Here is a 20,682-nt window from a genome sequence, read left to right on the forward strand (position 1 = left end):
AATTATTAAACATAATACTATTTATTATTAAATTAATTGTTTTTACTGTGCATTGATCTTAAATCCATCCATTGTAATATCATTATCAATATCAATGCTTGCTGAAGCTTGGATAAGTTTTACTCCATTCTTTCCTATAATAGTAACTTCATCACCATTAATTTTTATTTTTTCTCCTGTCATTGTTATGTTTTTATCTGTATCTATTATGATTCCTTTTTCATCATTTAATATCATAGAATTTCCACCAGAGAAAATATCAATTTCTCCTGGCTTTAAAAGTATTTTCTTCCCGTACTTGGTTGATAAACTCTTATGATCTGGATTACTTCTCATAGCCTCATTACGACACTCTAAATCAACTGAGCTGATTACATATGCATTCTTTTCATCATTATCTGGAATATACATTCTTATAGCATCTCCAATTTCTGGCATACAGTACCAGCCTGTTCCATCTGGTGACGAAAATACTGTTGAATAAGGAAACCATTCTGTGTTAACTTTTACTGTATTAGAATATGAATCTATTCCTAATGCAACTTTAACAATATCTTTTTTTACTGAAACAATTTTTCCTTCTAAAGATACTCCTTTTAATTTTTCATTGTAAATTCTAGGTATCTTCATTCCATTTTCATCTCGCAGCATACATGTAGTGGTTAGAATTCCATTTATAGCTTCTATTTCACATTGATATACATATAAATTTCTATTGTTAAATTTCACCTTTCCATATAAATCTAAAATCTTATTAGTAGTGATTTTATAATTTAGAAAATCTGAATCATTAATACTAGATACTCCTTCAGCTGATTTCAATTGATATTCATTTATCTCTTTACTCATTGAATAGTTAAAATGCTTAAGATCATAAATTCTTCTTAAATCCGGAACTCCTATTGTGTACTTTATTCCAGACATAGTACATTCAGGTATTATTACTGCATTAAAATGTGATGTTAATCTCTTCAAAAACTCCCAATCTGTCTCATTATATTGCACAACCATTTGTTTAATTGCTTTTCCATCAGAAACATTATCAATCATATTTGCATTACTATAACTACTTTTTACTTTTCTAAATATCTCATTATATGTAGTCTTATTTCCTTGAAAACTTCTACGTTTCTTCTTTATATCCATTAAACATGTATTTCCTAATGCTCTAATTTCTAAGCTTTTTACCTCTTGTACATTGTCTAATGATATACTAGTAACCATTCCATAAAACAAATCCTCAGTTTCATTCTCATAATTTTTTATTGATACTTTTATTTCTGATTTATCATCTGCACACTCAACATATTTATCTGAGTTTTCATATTCCTCTGCTATAATTCCCTTTAAATAAAGCTCTGCATGTTCATTAGCTTTACGTATTACTTTTAATTTTGATATTTCTTTAAACTTATATGGTTCAATTAAGACATTTCCTAGTGTATATGCAAATTCCTCACTCATATTTTTCCACCCCTTATATATCACATATTATTCTTTTTGACTTTTATTGTATTAATCATTTGAAATATAACATCATCTTTCCATTCTCTCATATCTTTATAGTCACAAGAAAAAGTCCCCATGAAAGTTTCTCCCTTAAATTCAAATAGAAATGTAAAATTATATAAGTATGCATCTATTGCTGAACTTTTAAAATCATAATATGCTATCTTTTTAGAATCTATTTCTAATATTCCTTCATCAAAAAAAACATTTGATGGATTAAGTTTCTTAGTTATTAAAACCATGGTTTCTTTTAAATCATCAATATATTCATCCTCTAAAGGATTATCAATAATTTTGAATGTTATAGCAATGCTTCCATCATCATTACACTTAATAATATCTGGTCTATCTTCTGATGGATACTTAAATCTTCTTGCTTCTTCAGGCATATCAATAAATGTATTAGGTATATACATTTTTAATGCACCATCAAAAAATTCACTTTCTTCAAATTCATAAAAATTATTATTTATTTTTACTGGTCCTTCACAAATATTTTCTCTAAGTCTTTTTTCTTCTATTTCATTTATAAAGTCTAAAATCTTTTCATCCATTCTTTTTTCCATCTTATATTCCTCCACATACAAATTAATCAATCAATATCTTCTTATACCCACCTCTTCCATGTCTATTTCTTCCACCTGTATTTTCTCTTTCTCTCTTTAAAATATCTAAAAGATAAAAATACATTTCCTCATTAGAATAGTTTCTATTTTCTATTTCAAGCTTATGACATAAGTAATCTAGTATAATTTCTTTTTCAATTGTTTCTTTTGCTTGGATACACATTGTTCCGAATATTATGTCCCATGGTTCAATTGAAGAGCATCTTAATATTTCACTTCCATATGATCTTAATATTATTGGATCTAGTCCAGCTTCATCATTACCTGAATGCAGAGAATAAATAACATTTACTGTATCATATTCCGTGCTTAAATCTTCAAATCCAGTATAATGAATTCTTAAATGTGCACCTTCTCTAAGGAAAAATCTGCAAAGTTCCATTTCATCTTCTTTTAGTTCTACATTTTCATCTAAATAAATCTCTGTACTATTTTCTATAAAATCCTTACTTGTTTTTTCATTTAAAAATCGAATTTTAAGAATCAAAAGTTTGTTATTACATTTATATTCAACTTCTTTGTCCTCATCTAAAAAATAAATAACATCATTATGCTTAATAATTCCTCTTTTTACCATTAAAGCTTCATCCTTAACATCTATTTCACATCCACATATTATTCCATCACAATATGATTTGAAAATTATATCAATAAAGTTTCTTGGATAATCTCGAAGCTCATTAAGCATTTCTGTTTTTAAAAGTCTTCCTGCTTTAAATAATGGATACTTATTCTTAAACACTGAACCCTCCTTATGTTGTTTACTTTATTTCTTCTCATCGAATTGTTTTTCTGCTAAGAAAAACAGATGAAATACTAAAATCCACCTGGATTTCATCCTTCATTGTTCATTGTAAATTGTAAATTGTACATTGATTAGTTATTTCCATCAAAGAAATTCTTCTCCCATTTATCATTTTCAAAATAGAAGAATTCCTCTTTTCCCATATATAATTCATGATTTTGTCTAAGTATGGCCACAACACAGAAACCCCAAAGCTCTTTTTCTGCCCATACAAAGAACTTTATTTCATTATTCTCAATATTATCTGTCTCTGCCTGTTTTATATGTGGATACCTTTCTGTAATTGCTTTTGCATTTGTAATTTCTAACTCTTCATTATTAAACTTATAATCATATTCATATTTAACGTTATTATTGTTATCTTTTAAATAAAGTTTTAAAAGTATTCTATCCATGAATCTAGAAACAAAGCCTCTATTTATCTCATTATTTTTTATAAGAGTAATTTCTTCTCCACTATGGGTAAATGCTGTAATAACATATGGAAGAGCACATGTATTATTTTCTATTTGTATATCTGCATATCCAAAATTCTTAGAATGAAGATATTTTAACGTTCCTTTAAGACAACTAAGCTTTAAATCATAATCCTCATAAGAATCCTTTTTACTTTTATTTATTTCAATAATTCTGCCTGGAATAAATTCCTTTAATGCATCCTTAAATATATCTACCTGACATGACTGTCCTGTAAGCTTTATTAATGAATAATCATAAAGCTCATCTTTTTCATATAAGCTTTCTAAGAATTTTTTTATTATTCCATAAACATCACCTTTAATAAGTGTATTGATTTCATACGTTGTTATAGTCAATCTTGGTGCCTCTTTTACTACCTTTAATACATCATCTTGTCTATAAGAAAGCTTCCATTTATCAAATATAATAAAAGTACTGTCCTCATTATCCTGAAGTTTATTGTCTTTAATTATTTCTGGAGCTAAGTATATCTTTATAAGCTCAGGTCTTGTAAAAAATATTTTTTTAACTTCTTCAGCTAAATTAAATAAGAAGTAATAATTGTTTCTTACCTTACAATAGTCCTCTTTATTCCTAGTCTCATATAATTTAAATTTATTTGGAATTATATTTTCTGCTTTTTCATATTCTTTATCTAAAGTTTCATATAATTCTTTTATTCCATATTTATCTATACTTCTAAAAATATCTATTTTAAACTCATCAATTAATGCTTTTTTAACTTCTTCATAGTCTTCCTTAATCAAAGCCTGTGCCATAAGTATTTTTAAAAACTGCAGTATTCTAAATGTAAGATTGTTTCCACCGAAATCTGTATCTCCATTTTCATAAGAAGTTTCTATATTTATTTTGTAAGAAACTCTGTTATTTCTTATACTAAAAGCAGCACCAGAAAGATCTGTCGTTCCCCCTCCGCAGTCTATAATAAGTGCTTTATACTTTTCACCCTGCACATACTTATTTCTATCAATTAAGTCACTTATAGTGTTATAAAGTACGCCAACACTTTCTTCAAGCATGTTTTCACTTTGTACATTATAATTGCTTAATACATCTTCAAATAATTTATGGAATTTATACTTTTGTTTTGTAGGACAAGATATGTAAATGTTCTTAAATTTACACTTAAATCTTTGATTTGCTAAAGATATGACATATTCCAAATATGCTTTTATTATTTGCTTTCTTTTTATTAAGGTGGTTTTTCCATGAATATCTATGACTTTTTCATCTTTTTCAAAATCACTTATCCATCTTTTTATATCATAAAAAACAGTTAAACTATCATCTACATACCTTTTCTTTGATGCTGCCACTGCATCATATCCAAATATATACTTTATTTCATTATTATTTTCATTAATATATTTAACACCTACTATACTTGGTATTAATGGTGACAATGTATAGCTATCTTTTGTTGTATCTAATAGTTTTACAAGCTTTACTTTTTCATCCTCATATAATTCATATTTTCTTTCTTTAATTAAATTTTCATTTAATCCATTAAAGACTTCTTTATCTATGTAAATACCTGCTGTAGTATTTGATGTACCAAAATCTATTGCAAGAGGCATACTTGTCTCTTCTAATTGTTTCAATTCAAATCTAAGAAGTGGAACTTGTGAGTATTCTATTTTTATATCATTATTTATATTTTTTCCTTCATACACATCATAAAGAAGCTCTGATTCTTTTTCTTTAAAGAATAATAAGTTATAAAACTTACTTTTCCCTTCTCTTGCTTCTACATCTTTTCCTTTAACAAGAAAATAATTATATCTGTTATTTTCTTTAACCTTTTTAATATTTAATATTGTGCATATATTAAACTCACTATCAGCTAGAATTACATTTCCTTCACTAATATCTTCACTAGTTTTAATCTCATAATCATCATAAATTTCTATTGATAAATTCTCATATACTATTATTTTTCCAGAGTAGTCTATGATACTGCTTACTACTTCTCTTTTAGATGATTCTTTAATAAAATTCTCTATATTATTAAGTCCGCCTTCAGTATAATTATTAATTAATCTATTATCCTTTTCCCCTCTATACTTAATAATAAGCTTTATTAGTTCTTCTTTATCAAGTGGATCAACTATGCTTTTAACTAACTTTTCTCTAGTACATATCTCTCTTAATTGAAAAGTAGTCATAAGAAGTAAATCTTTTTCTTTATAAGTTTTTGATTCATTTTCTTCTATTTTACTTAGTTTATATGTGTATAACCCCATGTTTCTCTTCTCTCCTCCTTATCTACTCAACCATTACTATTTCATCAGATTTCATTACATTTTCTTCACCAATTATTCCAAAATGCTTATCCCAAAATAAAAAACTATTCATATTTACAGGTAAAAATGTATCTACTATTGCATTTATCTTACCTTCAAAAGTCTCATTTTTATATTCACTTAAATAAATGTAAATATCCTTTGGTGCATCTTTGCTCAAATATATTGTGCTGTATTTAAATATTTTAACTAACACTTTATTGAATAATTCTAAGGATGTTCCTGTCTTATATAAGGTTATTAAACTATTTAAAAATATGTCTTTTTCTTCTTTGTTAAAAAAATCTATATTTGTATTCAAGTCTTTTCCAAATACATTTTTCCTTATATCCTTTAATAAAAACATTTTATAAAATTCATTTTTTGAAAGACCACTTTTTAAATCCATCTCTCCTAAATAATGAATCAATATATCAAAGAGTGTATTTCTAAGTTCAATATTCTCTTCAAAATTACTATCAAATAGCTCCTGAAATATTTCTTGAAATCTATAAAACGAGTTTATTTCTATTTGTTTGTCTCTTGGAATATCTGTAAAATTAATCTCATCAAATGCTATTTCCATATATGGGCTGCATACTTTTGCCTGCTTAAATCTAATCTTTTCCCTGTCAACATTTTGTTCATCAGCTTTTAAAAAGATATCATAAATGTAATTCATATTAATCGCCCTTCACATTTATATTCTGGATAAATAAATTGAACTTCACCTACTAAAAAGCTTAAAATATCATTATTTAAATAATCAGTCTTATTTCTAGGTTCAAAATATAATACTAATGCTTTTTTTACATTGTCTTCTCTTATTTCATCTATTATAAAATCATTTGCATCATATATTTCTCTACTCTCTTCTTTAAGTAAATCTTCCACAGTCACATCTTTAAATATTAATTTTTCTGAAATTTTAAATGAGGCTATAAGCCTTTCAATTTCACTTTTGCTTTTTATCATATATCTATTATTAAATAAAAATTTATTTGAAAAATTTATGTTCATATAGTTATTCATAATCTCATATTCATAAGCTCTAATCTTATCTTCCTTATAATTAACTATTTTATATATGCGCCATGTTACTGGATTTGATATTTTTGATGTAAGTAAAATAGAATCATCTTTAAAAGTTACATAATTTATTTCTTCATCACTCGCATTAACTAAATAGCCACTATCTTTTCCTTCTTTAGCTAAAGAAATATTATGTTCATAATTAATCTTATCTATACACGGTACTGGAAATCCGTTGCATTTCATCTTTATATTTTTAACATTCCATATTGGCACCATATCATATTTTATATATTTACTGTATTCTTCAAAGTCTATATCAATTTTCATAATACTTTCATCTTTTTCAAATTCACCTTCATAACTAACAAGCATTACTTTTGCTATTTTATTAACATATGGCATATTAAGTGTTTTCCACCTAATATTATTATTTATAAAAGCTTTATATAAGTTACTTATTTTATTTTTATATTCACTGTTTTCTATTACTTTAAAATAAGCTTCATGTGTTCCTTTATTTGTTGTTATAGTACCTTTAATTTTTAAATTACTATTTATAAATTTCTTAAAAATACAATAATCACATTTTAAAAATATACTGAATAATTCATATGTCTTATTGTTACTTAAAGTTCCTAGTAAGTCTTTAATGTCATATGTCTTTTCTTCTTTGTCCTTCTCAATCATTGGAAAAAATATTTCATCTGTTATATCCAGTTCATTTCTTCTAATGATTGTTGAATATATGTTATATTTTTCTTCTACATATTCCACTTCATCAAAGACTCTTTCCTCTAGCTGTGCATATTTTTCATTTGAATATTCCTCGAGGGAAGAAAAAACACTCATCATTATTTTCTTTAATATGACCTTGTCATCTAATTCCTGTATATCATTTAACTTTTCATATATCCTATTCATTACTTTCACCACTGCTTTTCTCACCATTACTTGCTAATTGCTTATCTATTCCTTGGAGCATTTCATCTATTAATTTAACTTCTTCGTCTAATCCAAGCTGTGTATATATATCCTTTGATAATAGATATAGGACCTTTGCTGATTCTTTATCATCCTTAACAATTCTTGCATTGGCTTCTTTCAAATACTCATCTGCCTCATTTTTGAGATCTGCTTGCCCCTCTATTCTTTTATCTATAAGAGCCATTTTTTGATCAAGCTCATTTGCTAAAGAATAGTACTCATTTTTCTTAAAACTCTCTTTAGCTAAAGCATAATACATTTTTGCATTTACATAATCTCCAGAAATATAATTTTCATCACCTTTTTTTCTTAAATCTATAGCTTCATTTAAAGCATCTTCTTGCTCTTTTTGTAATTCTTTTTCTTCATCCTTAGCCTTTTCCTCATCTTCCTTTGCTTGTTTTTCTTCTTCCTTTTTTGCAGCAGCTTCTTCCCCTCGCGTATCATATATTTCTTTAAGTTTATCTATTGCTTCTTTCTTTTCATCTTTTAAATAATAATTACTAGCAAGTCTTTTTGCCTCTAGATAATTAGCTTCTGATTCCGCGGTTTTACCTGCTTCTAATTGGGCATCAGCTAATTCTAAAAGATCAGATACACTGATGCAGGTTTTTGCTATATCAATTTTCTTTAAAATATAGCTTTTTGCTATATCGTCAATATCTTCACCTTTTTCTAAAGCTAATAAATATTGATCTAAAGCTTCTTCAAATTTCTTTTCTTCTAGCTTTTTATCACCTTCAATTATTATTTCTGTATATTTACATCCAGCATCTATTTCTTTTATGTCATCTTTAAGCTTATATTTACTAGCAATTTTTAAAGCTTCATCATATTTTGAATTTGCTTTTTCAATATGATCATTTTTTATGTACTCTTCTGCTTCTTGTACATAATTATTCATATTTATAATTTGTTCTTTTTTCTTATTTTGTTTTATGTTAAATACAACCAATCCAACTATTATAACTAGAAGTATTGGAATTGCTGCCATTATAATTTTCTTTATTAATGCTTTTCTCTTTGGATTTATGTATGCCTTTTCTACATACGTAACTGCAAAAGTATAGTTTTCTAATTCTTTAAGTTGCTTTGATAAAATCATTTCTTCAACTCTATCAACAACTTCTTGTGGCTCTTTTGCACCTTCAAGTGCATCTTCTATTTCTTTTTCATCACAATTTTCCCATATACCTTTTGTAAGTAATGTAAATACATCACCATCATTAAGTTTTAATTTTTTTGAAATAAATGGTGAGCTTATTTTATTTTGACCTAAATAACACGATAAATTATTTCTTTCTATATGCCTAGCTGCTTTATCTAGTGGAATCATATAATCATCAAGCATTTCTTGTGTTAAAGATAAATCTTTACTTTTTTCCTTTAAATATCCATCCTTAAAGAAATAAAATCTCGAGTTTCCTATAGAAACATATCTAACTTTACTATAATTTGTTATAGCTATTGTCATAGATGCCTTAAGTCTTACATTTCTTCCACTATTTAAAATTTCATCATTTACTTTATTTAGATATCTTTTTATTATGGCTTTATTCATTGTAGGTCTTAATGTAAATAGTCTTATAAATTCTGTTACTGCAATTTTGCCTGTTTCTATTTCTGTATCTTCATCGATTCCATCACTTATTACATAACATGCCATTTTATCAAGCTCTACGAATGCAAAATAATCTTTATTTTGAAGATAACTTCCCTCTTCACTTATAAAGCTTGTCTTAAATTTTGAATTTAATTTTCTCATTTGCCCTCACCCTAACCTAATTTATATGATATTATCTAATTCACTCAAACCGCATAAAATAAGCAAATTCCTAAGCAGAGAGCCCAAATCTTGTATTTGGTGCGAATCGCTTACTCAGCGAACGTATGTGAGTCGAGTTTCCTTTATATATTATTAAAGTATTCTATCTACCCCTCATAAAATAAGCATATTCTTGTATTCTTGTATTCTTGTATTCTTGTATTCTTGTATTCTTGTATTCTGAGCATTTTATCTTTATTCATATAGTAATTCAAGTAATTCTTACTTTATTTTTTGTACTTTCATTATTACTATGCTACCGTTTTTATTAATTCTTCCATGCTTATTTTCTTCCGTTTCTAATATAATTTCATTCAAAGCAATATCTAAATGCTTTTTATTTTCTGATAATATATTCTCAAGATTAACCCATCTTATATTTTCATAAATTCCTTTACTCATAATAAGAATCAAATCATTTTTTTCTAGTTTAATATTCTCCATTTCTATTTTTGAATTGTCAAAATTTTCTTGTCCCAAATAATACAAAATCTTTTTATTATTTAAAACTTGAAGTGCTTCTATTCTTTCAATTTTTCCCTTGTAATATTCTCTTTTAGCAACCTCATTAATGCAATGACTCTCATTTAATTTTATAAGTTCATTCTTTCTAAAAAGTGCTAGCATTACATTTCCTAAAGATGCATAGTATAAATTTTCTTTATCAATAATTATGCTTAAGTTACTCGTCCCGCCTTTATTTTTTTCCACTCTTTTAATTATTTCATGATTAACTTTATTAAAAGATTTGTAAAAAAAATAGTTTATTTTTTCATTGCTATATTCATCTAAGAACATTTTTTCTATTGTTTTTACAGAAGCAATGCTTGATATTCTTCCTGCTTCATTTTTTCCAAGGCCATCTGACATAGATACTAAAGTAGCATCTTTATTTTTAGCAATATCAAAATAATCCTCTTGTATTTCTTCATCTCCAGTTTTTGAATATGTGAATATCCTCAGTTTTTCTTTTTTTAAAAAATAAAATAATATCTGCTTTAGTATTAATAACATAGATAATACTATAAACAATGCAAGTAGCATGAAATATACACCGTGTTCATCTATAAATAACATATAAATTACCTCTGTTCTTTATCTTGCCATTCAAAATGTTCTCCACAAAATGGAACAAATAAAAATTTACTCTTCCCAAGCTCTATTACATCATAAGCAGTAAGTTCTGTTGGCATATAGACAGGTTCATTATTTAAATATGCAATTCCTGTAGACTCTCCTGGTAAAAGCACACTATTTTTCTTTTTAGAGTCATATACAACAACTGCATGATTTCTAAGAGCTACATAATTGTCGCCTATTAGTTGTATGTCCATGTCATCTGAACGTCCTATAAAGTTCTTTCCACTTTTTATTTTGTAATCTTTTCCTACTCTAGAACCATCTATACATACAAGCCACCCACAAACTGGATCTACTTCTTGGTAAAGTAAATCAAATTCAACCTCTTCTTCACTTGGTAAAGATTCGGCCTGCTTTTCCTTTTTACTTGTATCTAAGTTGCAATAAGGGCATATAGACCCATAACGTCTTTCACTAAACATATGTCCATTTTTGCATCTGATTAATGCCATATATATTCCCCCCTATTTAAGTAATAATTTAACTTTAGAAATAAAAATAATATCTCCTTTTTTAACAGTGCAAGGAGTATTCTTAACAACTCTATATTTTTTTCCGTCTTCATTTTTTTCTATACATACTCTGCTTTCTACTGATAAATCTTCAATATACCATTTTCCTGAAGCATAATTTAAAACAGCATGATTATCTTCAATGAATTGAGAATAAATAGATGAATTTAAATCTATAAGCACATCATTTTCTCTATTACTTTTCCCAATCAAAAATGATACTTTATCAGCAATAGACCATTTTTTTATGATTTCATTTTCCTCATTTATAAGTTCAATCGTATTTATTATGTCACTATCTTTAATATTTCTCTTATGCATGATTATATATAAATAAGTAAAAATTATAATTCCAAATATGACTAATAAACTTAAAAGTGTTATTTTAAGTTCTTTAGATTCTATATTTATATAAATTATTGTGAAGATAAGTGTTAATAGTATTCCTATAAATACATTTATCAATTGAATGCTTAGCATTAGTTTATTTTTATAATTATTCGCCAAAGTAACTCACTCCATTACTTTTTAATATTGAAAAAATTGTCAAAAATACTACTTGTATCAATCGGGTTGTTATTTTTCTTTTTTAATTTACTTTTATCAATATCATTACTTTTTGCATTAAATCCAAAGAAGCTCTCAAAATATTGATTTAAATTATTTATTGCATCACTTTTATCATAATTCTCAGTACTATTATTACTATTTTCTGATTTCTTATTTTCATTTTTCTTTTGATTAAATTGCTTACTATTTCTTTTTCCATCATATTCTTCTCTTGAAGATTCATTACTAAGAACTTCATATGCTTCATTAACTTCTTGAAACATTCTAAGTGCATTTTCATTTTCTTTATTTCTATCTGGATGATAATTTTTAGCTAAGCCTCTAAAAGCTTTTTTAAGTTCATCCTTATTAGCTGTTTCAGAAACCCCTAAAATCTTATAATAGTCCTTCATCTTACCACTCGCTTCTCTTAATAATTATTAGTGTTTTATATATAAAATCTTTACTTTTTTCTAAATTCTTTAGTATACTATTACTAATGATACTGAAGGTTATTCAATTGATTGTGATTAATTTCTAATAATGCCTATGCAGCATATTACCCTGGTAAGAGTTTAATATGCTACATAGTAGTTTAGTCTGGTTTTATGTTATTAATTAATACATAAAACCCCAAATGATACATGCTTTTATGCAGATTGCATTAAGCGCTATATCCACCTTCGATTGTCACTGCAGTTAGCTTGTCTTTCTTTTGTCTAGCTACAAGTGTAAATGTACCAATTCCTTCAGTATCACCAAAGTTTTCTTTGTAATCTACAACAAAAGCATTAGGGTAAGTAATTTTTCTTATAATTTGATCAGCAGAAATAACTTCAACAGTTATTTTTCTATAACAATCTGCTTTTTCTGCTGGTACTAATGACCAAAGTCCCATTTGTCTTGTACTATCAAATGGATCTCCATCCACAGCTGTTAATATTTTCCCAGTTATAGTTATTGTACTTCCAACATCTTTTGAACGAGCATTGCTGTCTTTTGGAGTATCTGTAGTAACTTTTACAGTTTCAACGCTTTCGATGCTTAAATCAATTGTTTCTGCACCTTCAATTTTTACTCTAAATCCCATTTTTTATACCTCCTATTCTTCTCCAAATCCACCTTCAAATTTTACAAGTGCTGTCTTGTCCTTCTTTTGCTTTGCAGTCAATTTAAAAGTACCGATTCCTTCAGTATCACCGAAGTCCTCTTCATAATCCACTACGAAAGCATTTGGTAATGTCATTTGTCTTACAACTTGTGATGCTGCAATAACATCCACCTTTATACTTCTATAGCAGTCAGCTTTTTCTGCTGGTACTAATGACCATTGAGCCAATTTAATAGTACTATCAGCAGCTTCTCCACCTACTGGAGTTAAAATTTTTCCTGTAACAACTAATGTTGTTCCTTGATCTGTTGAACGAGCATTTGAATCATCTGGAGTATCTGTTTTGAACTCTACAGTTTCAATACTTTCGATACTTAAATCAATTGTTTCTGCACCTTCAACCTTTACTCTGAATCCCATCTTGCCATCTCCCTCTTATAAATTTTTTATAATTAAAATAGACATATTTAATATCTATTAAAATTAGCTAGCTTCACTTCTAGTGATCTCTACTTCTAAGTTCTTTATATTTCCATTAAATACAAGATCTATATTGCATGTACCATTTTTATCATTTATAACAAAATTTATATCATCACCATCTTGTATAATGGCATTAATAAATTCTTTATTTGACACCCATTTGCTCTTTACACTATTTGGATTATTACTAAAGAATTTAACTATATTATCTTCTTTAAAATCATTAGTATAAAATCTTAGCATTCTCTCTATATAAGTTGTAACTAAAGTCTTATATATTGATTCGAAATCATTTCCTGCTGCTTGAAGACTTCTTGCCTTATAAACAGTAATTTGCTTTATATCTTTTCCTTGGAATTTAGCATTTTCTGATGAAAATACAAATCCAAAGTTTTTCCTATTTATTGAGTTTTTGATTTCATTTGTAAATCCTGATATTTCTTTAGCTAAAGTTGATGTAACTCTTAATGAATTATCTGCCGCTTCAATATCAAATCTCACGCCTGGATAATCATAAAATACATTTCCATAATACTCTCTAAGGTATTCTGGGCACTGATATGCCGCAACTATTCCTGCTGCAATATATGAGCTACCTATATAAACTCCCTCTATCCATAATTTAAAGATGTCTTCCTTTGCTTTTGATAATTCTGCACTACCTTCTTCACCCATAACCATTTTGCTATCAAGAATTACCCCTGATTTTTCTTTTGGTATTATAGTAAAATTAGGCACACATGGAATTGCAAACTCACTATAATCTTGTCTCATAAGTGGTGCACATCTATCAATGAACCTATCTATTCCTGCTGTAGCAACATGATTAAATGTAGTATCCTCTCTTGGCTCAAAGCTAAAGAATATTTGTACCCTATATTTTTTTACTGTATCTAGTAGTAATGATAAATCTTCCATACTATTTGATTCAGTTTTTTCAATTTTCTTATTTCCCTTGAATCTTTCTCTTTTAGCACCATTTTTACTTTGTGATTCTAGCTCAATTGATGGGACTATACCAAACCAAATGGCATTATCAAAATCATTTTTATCATTAACAGTGCTAAGATATGCTTCAAGTCTTGGTAAATTAGCACTATTCACCAATCTATTTAGTTTATTGTTTGTTACAAGCAAACTTGGTTTCATACCTTTATTTTTTGTCTTATATTGTTCAAAAAACATTTTTACACCAACAATTTTTTCTATAAGAGGTTTAACTGTTTTTATAAAATCATCTTTTGAATTTTTATAAAATTCAAGATATGTATTATAGTTTTGAACTTCACGCCCTACATCTATTGTGCTTACCATTGTAGATGCTAACGGACAAAATGTTCTTACAACTAAGCTCTTTACATAATCAGATTTTGTGTCATTTACAGCCTCATAATCATCTTCAAATGCCTCAATTAATCCTGCATTCTTATTGTCATCTATTGCCACTAATGATGTTTCTTCACTCTTTGGTGCTTCAAGAACCTTAAGTTCTCCATCTTCACCCATACTTAATACTCCAATTTGTAGAGCTTCTCCACCATTTTGATTTTCATCTTGTCCAAGAAGTAATCTTGTCTTTATATCTTCAATTGCAAGCGGGAGCATTGCCATTATATTATTATAATTTTCGCTTGCATTATCAAATAGTGTGTTTAGTTTATCGCCTAAATCTAGCTTACTTGGATCTTCATCATCTAACTCATCATATTTAGAATATACATATTGAATTTCTTTTCTAGATTGTTTTATATCATCCATCACTTTTTTTGGAGATATCATATCTAGTAAATTTTCAAATTTAAAATCCACATTAGCAATTCCTTGTGCTCTTTTTGTGTCTATCAATGTGAATAGCATTTTCAAAAAATCATTTGACTGATTTATTGGTATCTCTGTTATAAGGTTCTCAGGTAAGTTCCCTGGTTTTTCTAATGTGTATATGACCTTTTGATTATTTGCATTGTAAAAAGAATATACAACAGGCGCAAACTTATCTAAAAATTCATCAAAACTTTTTACTAAGAACAAATCATTGATTTCCTTTATTTTTTCATCACTTAAACTGTTTATTCCTTCTGTTCCCCCAATTACTGATATTAAATCTAATTTTTCTGGATTGATCTCTTCAAATAAAATTGTTCTATTAGTTTGTTCAATTACATCCATATTTTTATTCCTCCCAAAAAATAACAATATCTTCTCTTTAAATTTTACAATATATGCAAATATCTTGTCACGTTTTTTGTCCGAATGGTTTTTTTTCTCCCCAATGGTGCCTTTTTCTTTCCTAACGGTAATTTTTAGCCCGAGCGGTTAACTTTAGACAAAAAAGATGCCCAAAATATAAATTTTGAGCATCTTAGACGAACTTTATCACTATATGTTGTTATATAAATATATATGTTTTTTAATCTCCTTTTCTCTTCTTCTGCTTACCTTTAGTCTTTCTTTATTTTTCAAAATAACTTCTGATTTATCAAACGATAATATATTCTTACTATTTACTATACATAACCTATGTATCAATATAAAATTATCTTTACTAAATTTTTCAACTATAGAATTGAATTGTACACCAATTATTCTAAATACATTAGTTTCTGTCTTTAAATACACTTTCTTATTTACAGATTCTAAATAAAAAATATCCTCTACATTAATATTCATTGGTCCTATATCAGTCTTAAAACTATATACACCAATTCTTCCCTGAATAATTTCATGCATAGCTTTTAAAAAAGTATTTTCTAACTTTAATTTAAGTTCCTCTTTATTTAATACTGTAAAGTTATTATATATATCTTTATTCTCACAATTATCTTCTAAATTCATAACTATAATTTTTATATCTTCATTGTACTTTTTTATAAGATCTAATATATTTACTCCTTTTAAATCAATTAAATTTCCTTCTAGCAGTAAAATATTGCATTCACCATCTTCAGCACAACTTCTTAATAAATCGATATTATTATCTACAATATTAATTTGAAATTCTTCTCTTTTATAATTTCTATATATTATTTCTTCTAAATACATATTTACAAAATCTAATCCCGCATCTTTATAGCAAATTGTAATACTTGTCATTTTCAAATTCCTCCCATAACATAACAACCATAACCGATTATACATACGATTCTTTCAAAATACAAGTGTTCATTTTCTATAGATTTGTAATAAAAAAATGCTATATTATGTCTATTAAAATCTTTTTTTGTATATATGTCGTTATATCAAAATTCATTCTAAACTCTTATTTTTCATGCTTTTTCTATATATAACCATGCATATTTTTCGCATTTTGTTATCTTGTCGAAAAATAATATTTTTTAGTTGAAACTTTTTATATATAATCAATTAAATGCAGTTCTGCTATTCTATGCCTACACTTAATGAAAAAAGTCAAATCTATATATCTCACACAAATTTAACTTTTAAAAATTATTATCCTATTAATCATAATTTTCCAATTTGTTTTTTTCAAAGCATTTCATATATGCCACGATTAATTTATCTAAACATTGGCTAACATATACTACATCTTCATAGTATATTAAATAATTTTGATCTGCGCACATACTATTTAAAATACTTCGAAGTTCTTCCATTTTACAGCTCAATTTGGATAAATCATTTTTTTCTACATTTTTAACTTCTACTAATTTATCAACTTTTCTTTTTATTTTTTCTTTAAAAAGCTTTTTATCTATTTCATCAAAAAAATTAGTTCCATCTATTTTTTCATTTTCCGTGCAGTATACTCCAAAATTATAATTTAAATTAATATTTATATTATTGTAATTAAATAATTTAGAATTTAGTTTTTTTAATATTTTCTCAGATAAATCTATTGCTCTATTTTTATTAACATTCTTTAATTCAATAAATAATTGGTTGTCGTTATATCTTCCAATCCAAGATATCTCTTCAATATTTATATTATTAACTATATCACATATATGCAAAATTATTTTTTCTTTAATATGAATTCCAAACTCCTCTACTATGGTCTTAAAATTATCTACTTCTATGTTTATTAAAGATAATGGATATTTTTCAATTATGCTACTGTTCACATCTACTGGTAATCTTTCCTCTATATATTTTCTATTATACAGTCCTGTTGAGCTATCTATAATGATTTTCTCATTTAATTTATCTATTACATCATCAACGCAAAGACTCAATTCTTGACTACCTTTTGATATATCTTTCAAAACTTCTAAAACGTATAACTCTCCATTTAAATATATAGGTGTTACAATTATGAACATAACCTTAGTAAAACTACTCTCTATTTTCACAAATGTATCTAATTCATTGTATGCTCTCATAGAAATACAATTATCACATATCTCTCCGTTCTTCCAGAGATCATAGCAATTCCCTTTAAACTGTTCTATTTTTGTATTCTTTATGTTCAATACTTTTTTATTAAGAGGATTAACAATTCTAATATTGTCATATATGTCTTCAATAAGTGATAAATTCTTTTTTACATCTTCAAACAATTCTTTCATATCTTTATCTCTCCTCCCATAATAATATATATTTTCATAAATAATATATAAGAAGACTCTCTATATATTATTTATCGTAGCTTTTTGTAAATATTTAAACAAAAAGCCACTTTTAACTAATTATGTAGTTAAAAGTAGCTTTTCAAATTTTATTTATTTTAATTATCATCTCTTTTAATGCACTTATTTTTTGTACTACACTTATCATATCCACAATTACACTTTCCATTTTTAGAATTAAACATAGATTTAATAAGTATAAAGACAGCCAAAATTACTATTATAGATGTAATAACTATTTCTATCATATGCAGCACCTCTAATTTAAAAATCTTATATCATAAGTATAACATTTGTATAATTAAGCTTCCAACATTAAAAATTAAAAATGATACTATCCATGCAACTGTAAGTTGAAAAAACACAGAGAATACTGTTAATTTACCACCGTATTCTTTTTTCATTGTTCCTACTGTTGAAATACATGGTGTGTATAATAGTATAAAAGCTAAAAATGAATATGCAGTTAAACTATTAAAATGTGCAGTAAGAACAGTTTGAAGATTTCCTGAAAAAATAACTTCCATAGAAGATAAAACTGTTTCCTTAGCTAAAAGTCCTGATAAAAGTGCTACAGCTGACTGCCAGTTTCCAAATCCTAATGGTTTAAATATAGGTGCAATAACATTTCCTATGCTTGCAAGTATACTATCATTAACTTCTTCTACCATTCCACTTAAATTAAAGTTAGATAGAACCCATATAACAACGCTCATTGCAAATATCAAAGTACCTGCTTTCTTTAAAAATTCTAATGCTTTATCAGCAGTTACATTAAGCACAGAAGAAAACTTTGGCATTTTATACTCTGGAATTTCTATTATAAATGGTTCCTCATCCTTCTTAAAGTATGTATTTTTAAGTAATATTCCAAGTAAAAAAGCTACAACTATCCCAAGTAAATAAAGTGATGCTACAACAAGACCTCTATGATTTGTAAAAAATACTGCCGCAAACACAGTATACACTGGAAGTCTTGCATTACATGACATGAATGGTACTAAAAGAGCTGTTAATTTTCTATCTTTTTCACTTTCTAAAGTTCTTGCTGTCATTATAGCTGGAACTGAGCATCCAAATCCTATTATCATAGGAATAAATGCTTTTCCTGACAGTCCCATCTTTCTCATAAGCTTATCCATCATAAAAGCAACTCTAGCCATATATCCGCTATCTTCAAGTAATGTAATACATATAAAAAGTACTAAAATAATAGGTAATAATACTAGTATTCCACCAACACCTGCAACTATTCCATCTACAATAAGTGACCTAAACCAAGGTGAATTATTAGAAAGCAATTCTGAAATAAATGGTATTAAACTATTATCTAATAAATCTGAAAGTAAATCAGAAATGGGCTGTCCAACCCATGAAAAAGTTAATTGGAACATTAGTGCCATAAGTAAAATAAAAATAGGATACGCAAGTACTGGATGAAGTACATATTTATCTAATTTTTCTGTAAATGTTTCTTTGTTTTTTAAGTTTTCTGTCACACATTTATTTAATATTTTTTCAATAAATTCATACGCTTCTTTTTCACTTTTAAAATCATATTTGTTAATTTCATTATCTTTTTTAAAGTTACCATCTTTTAATCTATCTTTTATTTTATCTATACCTATATTTTTTCCTGCAATTATTGGTATAACTTCTACATTTAATTCTTTCTTAAGCTTTTCGTAATCTATTACGATTCCTTTGCTATCACATATATCTATCATATTAAGTGCCAATATAATTGGCTTATCAAACTTTTTAAGCTGAGTAGTAAGATATAAATTTCTATTTAAATTTGATGCATCTACAATATTTAGTATTACATCAACATCACCTTCTTCAAGAAACTTCTTTGATACCTTTTCTTCATTTGAAAATGTGTCCATAGCATATATTCCTGGAAGATCCACTACTTTAACATCTTCAAAAAATCCCTCTTTTTTATCAACAGTTACACCTGGCCAATTTCCTACATACTGATTGGATCCAGTAAGTGCATTATATAAAGTTGTTTTCCCAACATTAGGATTACCAAGTAAAGCTACATTTGTCATTTCTTAAATCCCCTTTGTTTTGCTACCGATATATATTCAGCATCTTCTTTTCTTATAGCTAAATCAAATCCTCTAAAATTCACTATTATAGGATCTCCAAGCGGCGCACATCTTTTATATTCAATTGTTGTTCCTTCTATGCATCCTAAAGCAAGTAATCTCTTCATAAGTTTAGCATTCCCATCAATTGATAATATAACAGCCTTTTCTCCAGGTTTCAAGTTGCATAAATTCATGATGACTCCCCCAAATGAAATTATTTATCACATAAATAAGAATATCATTACTACTATAATTTATCAATATTCATTTTGTTATATTTATAATAAATATATTATTTCTTACACATAATGTTTTAAAGGTAACTTTAGTTTATGTATATTATAAAATACACACTTTATGATAATAATATTGATATTTATAATAAAGTTTACTTTTCATAATATATATGTTGAAAATCGAAATCTACATTAAATGTACAGTACGTATACTCAAGTATTGAATAAATCATATTGCAACATATATAAATAAATTGCTTTCTAAAAATCAAAAAACCAAGAATTAATTCCTGGTTTTTCTTCTCATTCTTCATGCCCATAGTATTGTATAATTAGGTTAGAAATGTCCGTTTCCCATAGTTGAAAAATACTTAATTTGCTTGACCTTCTTTACACAAAATATTCTATCAGCATATAAATTTA

The 20,682-nt window shown here is 26.7% G+C and carries 19 protein-coding genes; all 19 read right to left on the reverse strand.

Going from position 1 to position 20,682, the window contains the following annotated elements:
* Positions 1 to 42 precede the first annotated feature (42 nt).
* Positions 43 to 1,464: a phage tail protein gene (locus tag BN2920_RS13940; protein ID WP_058295596.1), complete on the reverse strand. Its 1,422-nt coding sequence runs from the start codon at positions 1,462 to 1,464 to the stop codon at positions 43 to 45.
* Between the two features lie 20 nt (positions 1,465 to 1,484).
* A complete protein-coding gene (locus BN2920_RS13945) occupies positions 1,485 to 2,075 on the reverse strand; it encodes a hypothetical protein (RefSeq protein ID WP_058295597.1) in 591 nt (196 codons plus the stop codon).
* Positions 2,076 to 2,097: 22 nt separating this feature from the next.
* Entirely contained in the window at positions 2,098 to 2,877 is a 780-nt protein-coding gene (locus BN2920_RS13950) for a hypothetical protein (protein WP_058295598.1), read from the reverse strand.
* A gap of 134 nt (positions 2,878 to 3,011) precedes the next feature.
* The gene (locus BN2920_RS13955; RefSeq protein WP_058295599.1) at positions 3,012 to 5,663 is read right to left on the reverse strand and encodes an acetate and sugar kinases/Hsc70/actin family protein; all 2,652 of its coding nucleotides are present in this window, start codon (positions 5,661 to 5,663) and stop codon (positions 3,012 to 3,014) included.
* A gap of 22 nt (positions 5,664 to 5,685) precedes the next feature.
* Entirely contained in the window at positions 5,686 to 6,384 is a 699-nt protein-coding gene (locus BN2920_RS13960) for a hypothetical protein (protein ID WP_058295600.1), read from the reverse strand.
* Positions 6,381 to 7,658: a hypothetical protein gene (locus tag BN2920_RS13965; protein ID WP_058295601.1), complete on the reverse strand. Its 1,278-nt coding sequence runs from the start codon at positions 7,656 to 7,658 to the stop codon at positions 6,381 to 6,383. Before BN2920_RS13965 ends, BN2920_RS13960 begins: the two co-directional genes overlap by 4 nt.
* The gene (locus tag BN2920_RS13970) at positions 7,651 to 9,486 is read right to left on the reverse strand and encodes a PP2C family protein-serine/threonine phosphatase (RefSeq protein WP_058295602.1); all 1,836 of its coding nucleotides are present in this window, start codon (positions 9,484 to 9,486) and stop codon (positions 7,651 to 7,653) included. The genes BN2920_RS13965 and BN2920_RS13970 overlap by 8 nt, the downstream gene beginning before the upstream one ends.
* A gap of 282 nt (positions 9,487 to 9,768) precedes the next feature.
* Positions 9,769 to 10,623: a PP2C family protein-serine/threonine phosphatase gene (locus tag BN2920_RS13975; protein ID WP_058295603.1), complete on the reverse strand. Its 855-nt coding sequence runs from the start codon at positions 10,621 to 10,623 to the stop codon at positions 9,769 to 9,771.
* Between the two features lie 5 nt (positions 10,624 to 10,628).
* On the reverse strand, positions 10,629 to 11,138 hold the full coding sequence (locus tag BN2920_RS13980; RefSeq protein WP_058295604.1) for an FHA domain-containing protein: 510 nt from the start codon (positions 11,136 to 11,138) through the stop codon (positions 10,629 to 10,631).
* Between the two features lie 12 nt (positions 11,139 to 11,150).
* Positions 11,151 to 11,705, reverse strand: coding sequence for an FHA domain-containing protein (locus BN2920_RS13985; RefSeq protein WP_083498809.1), 555 nt, complete (start codon positions 11,703 to 11,705; stop codon positions 11,151 to 11,153).
* Between the two features lie 14 nt (positions 11,706 to 11,719).
* Positions 11,720 to 12,160, reverse strand: a complete 441-nt coding sequence (locus BN2920_RS13990; protein WP_058295605.1) for a DnaJ domain-containing protein — start codon at positions 12,158 to 12,160, stop codon at positions 11,720 to 11,722.
* 251 nt (positions 12,161 to 12,411) lie between these two features.
* The gene (locus tag BN2920_RS13995; protein WP_058295606.1) at positions 12,412 to 12,837 is read right to left on the reverse strand and encodes a hypothetical protein; all 426 of its coding nucleotides are present in this window, start codon (positions 12,835 to 12,837) and stop codon (positions 12,412 to 12,414) included.
* Positions 12,838 to 12,849: 12 nt separating this feature from the next.
* Complete coding sequence (locus tag BN2920_RS14000; RefSeq protein WP_058295607.1) at positions 12,850 to 13,278, reverse strand: hypothetical protein; 429 nt, start codon at positions 13,276 to 13,278, stop codon at positions 12,850 to 12,852.
* Between the two features lie 63 nt (positions 13,279 to 13,341).
* Complete coding sequence (locus BN2920_RS14005) at positions 13,342 to 15,507, reverse strand: hypothetical protein (RefSeq protein ID WP_058295608.1); 2,166 nt, start codon at positions 15,505 to 15,507, stop codon at positions 13,342 to 13,344.
* 210 nt (positions 15,508 to 15,717) lie between these two features.
* Positions 15,718 to 16,431 carry a LytTR family DNA-binding domain-containing protein gene (locus BN2920_RS14010; RefSeq protein WP_058295609.1) on the reverse strand — a complete coding sequence of 238 codons (714 nt, stop codon included), beginning with the start codon at positions 16,429 to 16,431 and terminating at the stop codon, positions 15,718 to 15,720.
* A gap of 365 nt (positions 16,432 to 16,796) precedes the next feature.
* A complete protein-coding gene (locus tag BN2920_RS14015; protein ID WP_058295610.1) occupies positions 16,797 to 17,864 on the reverse strand; it encodes a diguanylate cyclase in 1,068 nt (355 codons plus the stop codon).
* Between the two features lie 158 nt (positions 17,865 to 18,022).
* Positions 18,023 to 18,172, reverse strand: a complete 150-nt coding sequence (locus BN2920_RS21455; protein ID WP_097919302.1) for a FeoB-associated Cys-rich membrane protein — start codon at positions 18,170 to 18,172, stop codon at positions 18,023 to 18,025.
* 30 nt (positions 18,173 to 18,202) lie between these two features.
* Positions 18,203 to 19,981, reverse strand: a complete 1,779-nt coding sequence (gene feoB, locus BN2920_RS14020; protein ID WP_058295611.1) for a ferrous iron transport protein B — start codon at positions 19,979 to 19,981, stop codon at positions 18,203 to 18,205.
* Positions 19,978 to 20,217 (reverse strand): FeoA family protein, encoded by a 240-nt coding sequence (locus BN2920_RS14025; RefSeq protein WP_058295612.1) that lies wholly within the window; start codon positions 20,215 to 20,217, stop codon positions 19,978 to 19,980. The genes feoB and BN2920_RS14025 overlap by 4 nt, the downstream gene beginning before the upstream one ends.
* Positions 20,218 to 20,682 lie beyond the last annotated feature (465 nt).

It is taken from the genome of Clostridium neonatale (assembly GCF_001458595.1).
GTDB classification, from domain to species: domain Bacteria; phylum Bacillota; class Clostridia; order Clostridiales; family Clostridiaceae; genus Clostridium; species Clostridium neonatale.

What these genes read in the sequence shown, in the direction of transcription:
- BN2920_RS13940 (WP_058295596.1), bottom strand. Translation starts at nt 1,464, where the DNA reads ATGAGTGAGGAATTTGCATATACACTAGGAAATGTCTTAATTGAACCA.
- BN2920_RS13945 (WP_058295597.1), bottom strand. Translation starts at nt 2,075, where the DNA reads ATGGAAAAAAGAATGGATGAAAAGATTTTAGACTTTATAAATGAAATA.
- BN2920_RS13955 (WP_058295599.1), bottom strand. Translation starts at nt 5,663, where the DNA reads ATGGGGTTATACACATATAAACTAAGTAAAATAGAAGAAAATGAATCA.
- BN2920_RS13960 (WP_058295600.1), bottom strand. Translation starts at nt 6,384, where the DNA reads ATGAATTACATTTATGATATCTTTTTAAAAGCTGATGAACAAAATGTT.
- BN2920_RS13965 (WP_058295601.1), bottom strand. Translation starts at nt 7,658, where the DNA reads ATGAATAGGATATATGAAAAGTTAAATGATATACAGGAATTAGATGAC.
- BN2920_RS13970 (WP_058295602.1), bottom strand. Translation starts at nt 9,486, where the DNA reads ATGAGAAAATTAAATTCAAAATTTAAGACAAGCTTTATAAGTGAAGAG.
- BN2920_RS13975 (WP_058295603.1), bottom strand. Translation starts at nt 10,623, where the DNA reads ATGTTATTTATAGATGAACACGGTGTATATTTCATGCTACTTGCATTG.
- BN2920_RS13980 (WP_058295604.1), bottom strand. Translation starts at nt 11,138, where the DNA reads ATGGCATTAATCAGATGCAAAAATGGACATATGTTTAGTGAAAGACGT.
- BN2920_RS13990 (WP_058295605.1), bottom strand. Translation starts at nt 12,160, where the DNA reads ATGAAGGACTATTATAAGATTTTAGGGGTTTCTGAAACAGCTAATAAG.
- BN2920_RS13995 (WP_058295606.1), bottom strand. Translation starts at nt 12,837, where the DNA reads ATGGGATTTAGAGTAAAAATTGAAGGTGCAGAAACAATTGATTTAAGC.
- BN2920_RS14000 (WP_058295607.1), bottom strand. Translation starts at nt 13,278, where the DNA reads ATGGGATTCAGAGTAAAGGTTGAAGGTGCAGAAACAATTGATTTAAGT.
- BN2920_RS14005 (WP_058295608.1), bottom strand. Translation starts at nt 15,507, where the DNA reads ATGGATGTAATTGAACAAACTAATAGAACAATTTTATTTGAAGAGATC.
- BN2920_RS14010 (WP_058295609.1), bottom strand. Translation starts at nt 16,431, where the DNA reads ATGACAAGTATTACAATTTGCTATAAAGATGCGGGATTAGATTTTGTA.
- BN2920_RS14015 (WP_058295610.1), bottom strand. Translation starts at nt 17,864, where the DNA reads ATGAAAGAATTGTTTGAAGATGTAAAAAAGAATTTATCACTTATTGAA.
- BN2920_RS21455 (WP_097919302.1), bottom strand. Translation starts at nt 18,172, where the DNA reads ATGATAGAAATAGTTATTACATCTATAATAGTAATTTTGGCTGTCTTT.
- feoB (WP_058295611.1), bottom strand. Translation starts at nt 19,981, where the DNA reads ATGACAAATGTAGCTTTACTTGGTAATCCTAATGTTGGGAAAACAACT.
- BN2920_RS14025 (WP_058295612.1), bottom strand. Translation starts at nt 20,217, where the DNA reads ATGAATTTATGCAACTTGAAACCTGGAGAAAAGGCTGTTATATTATCA.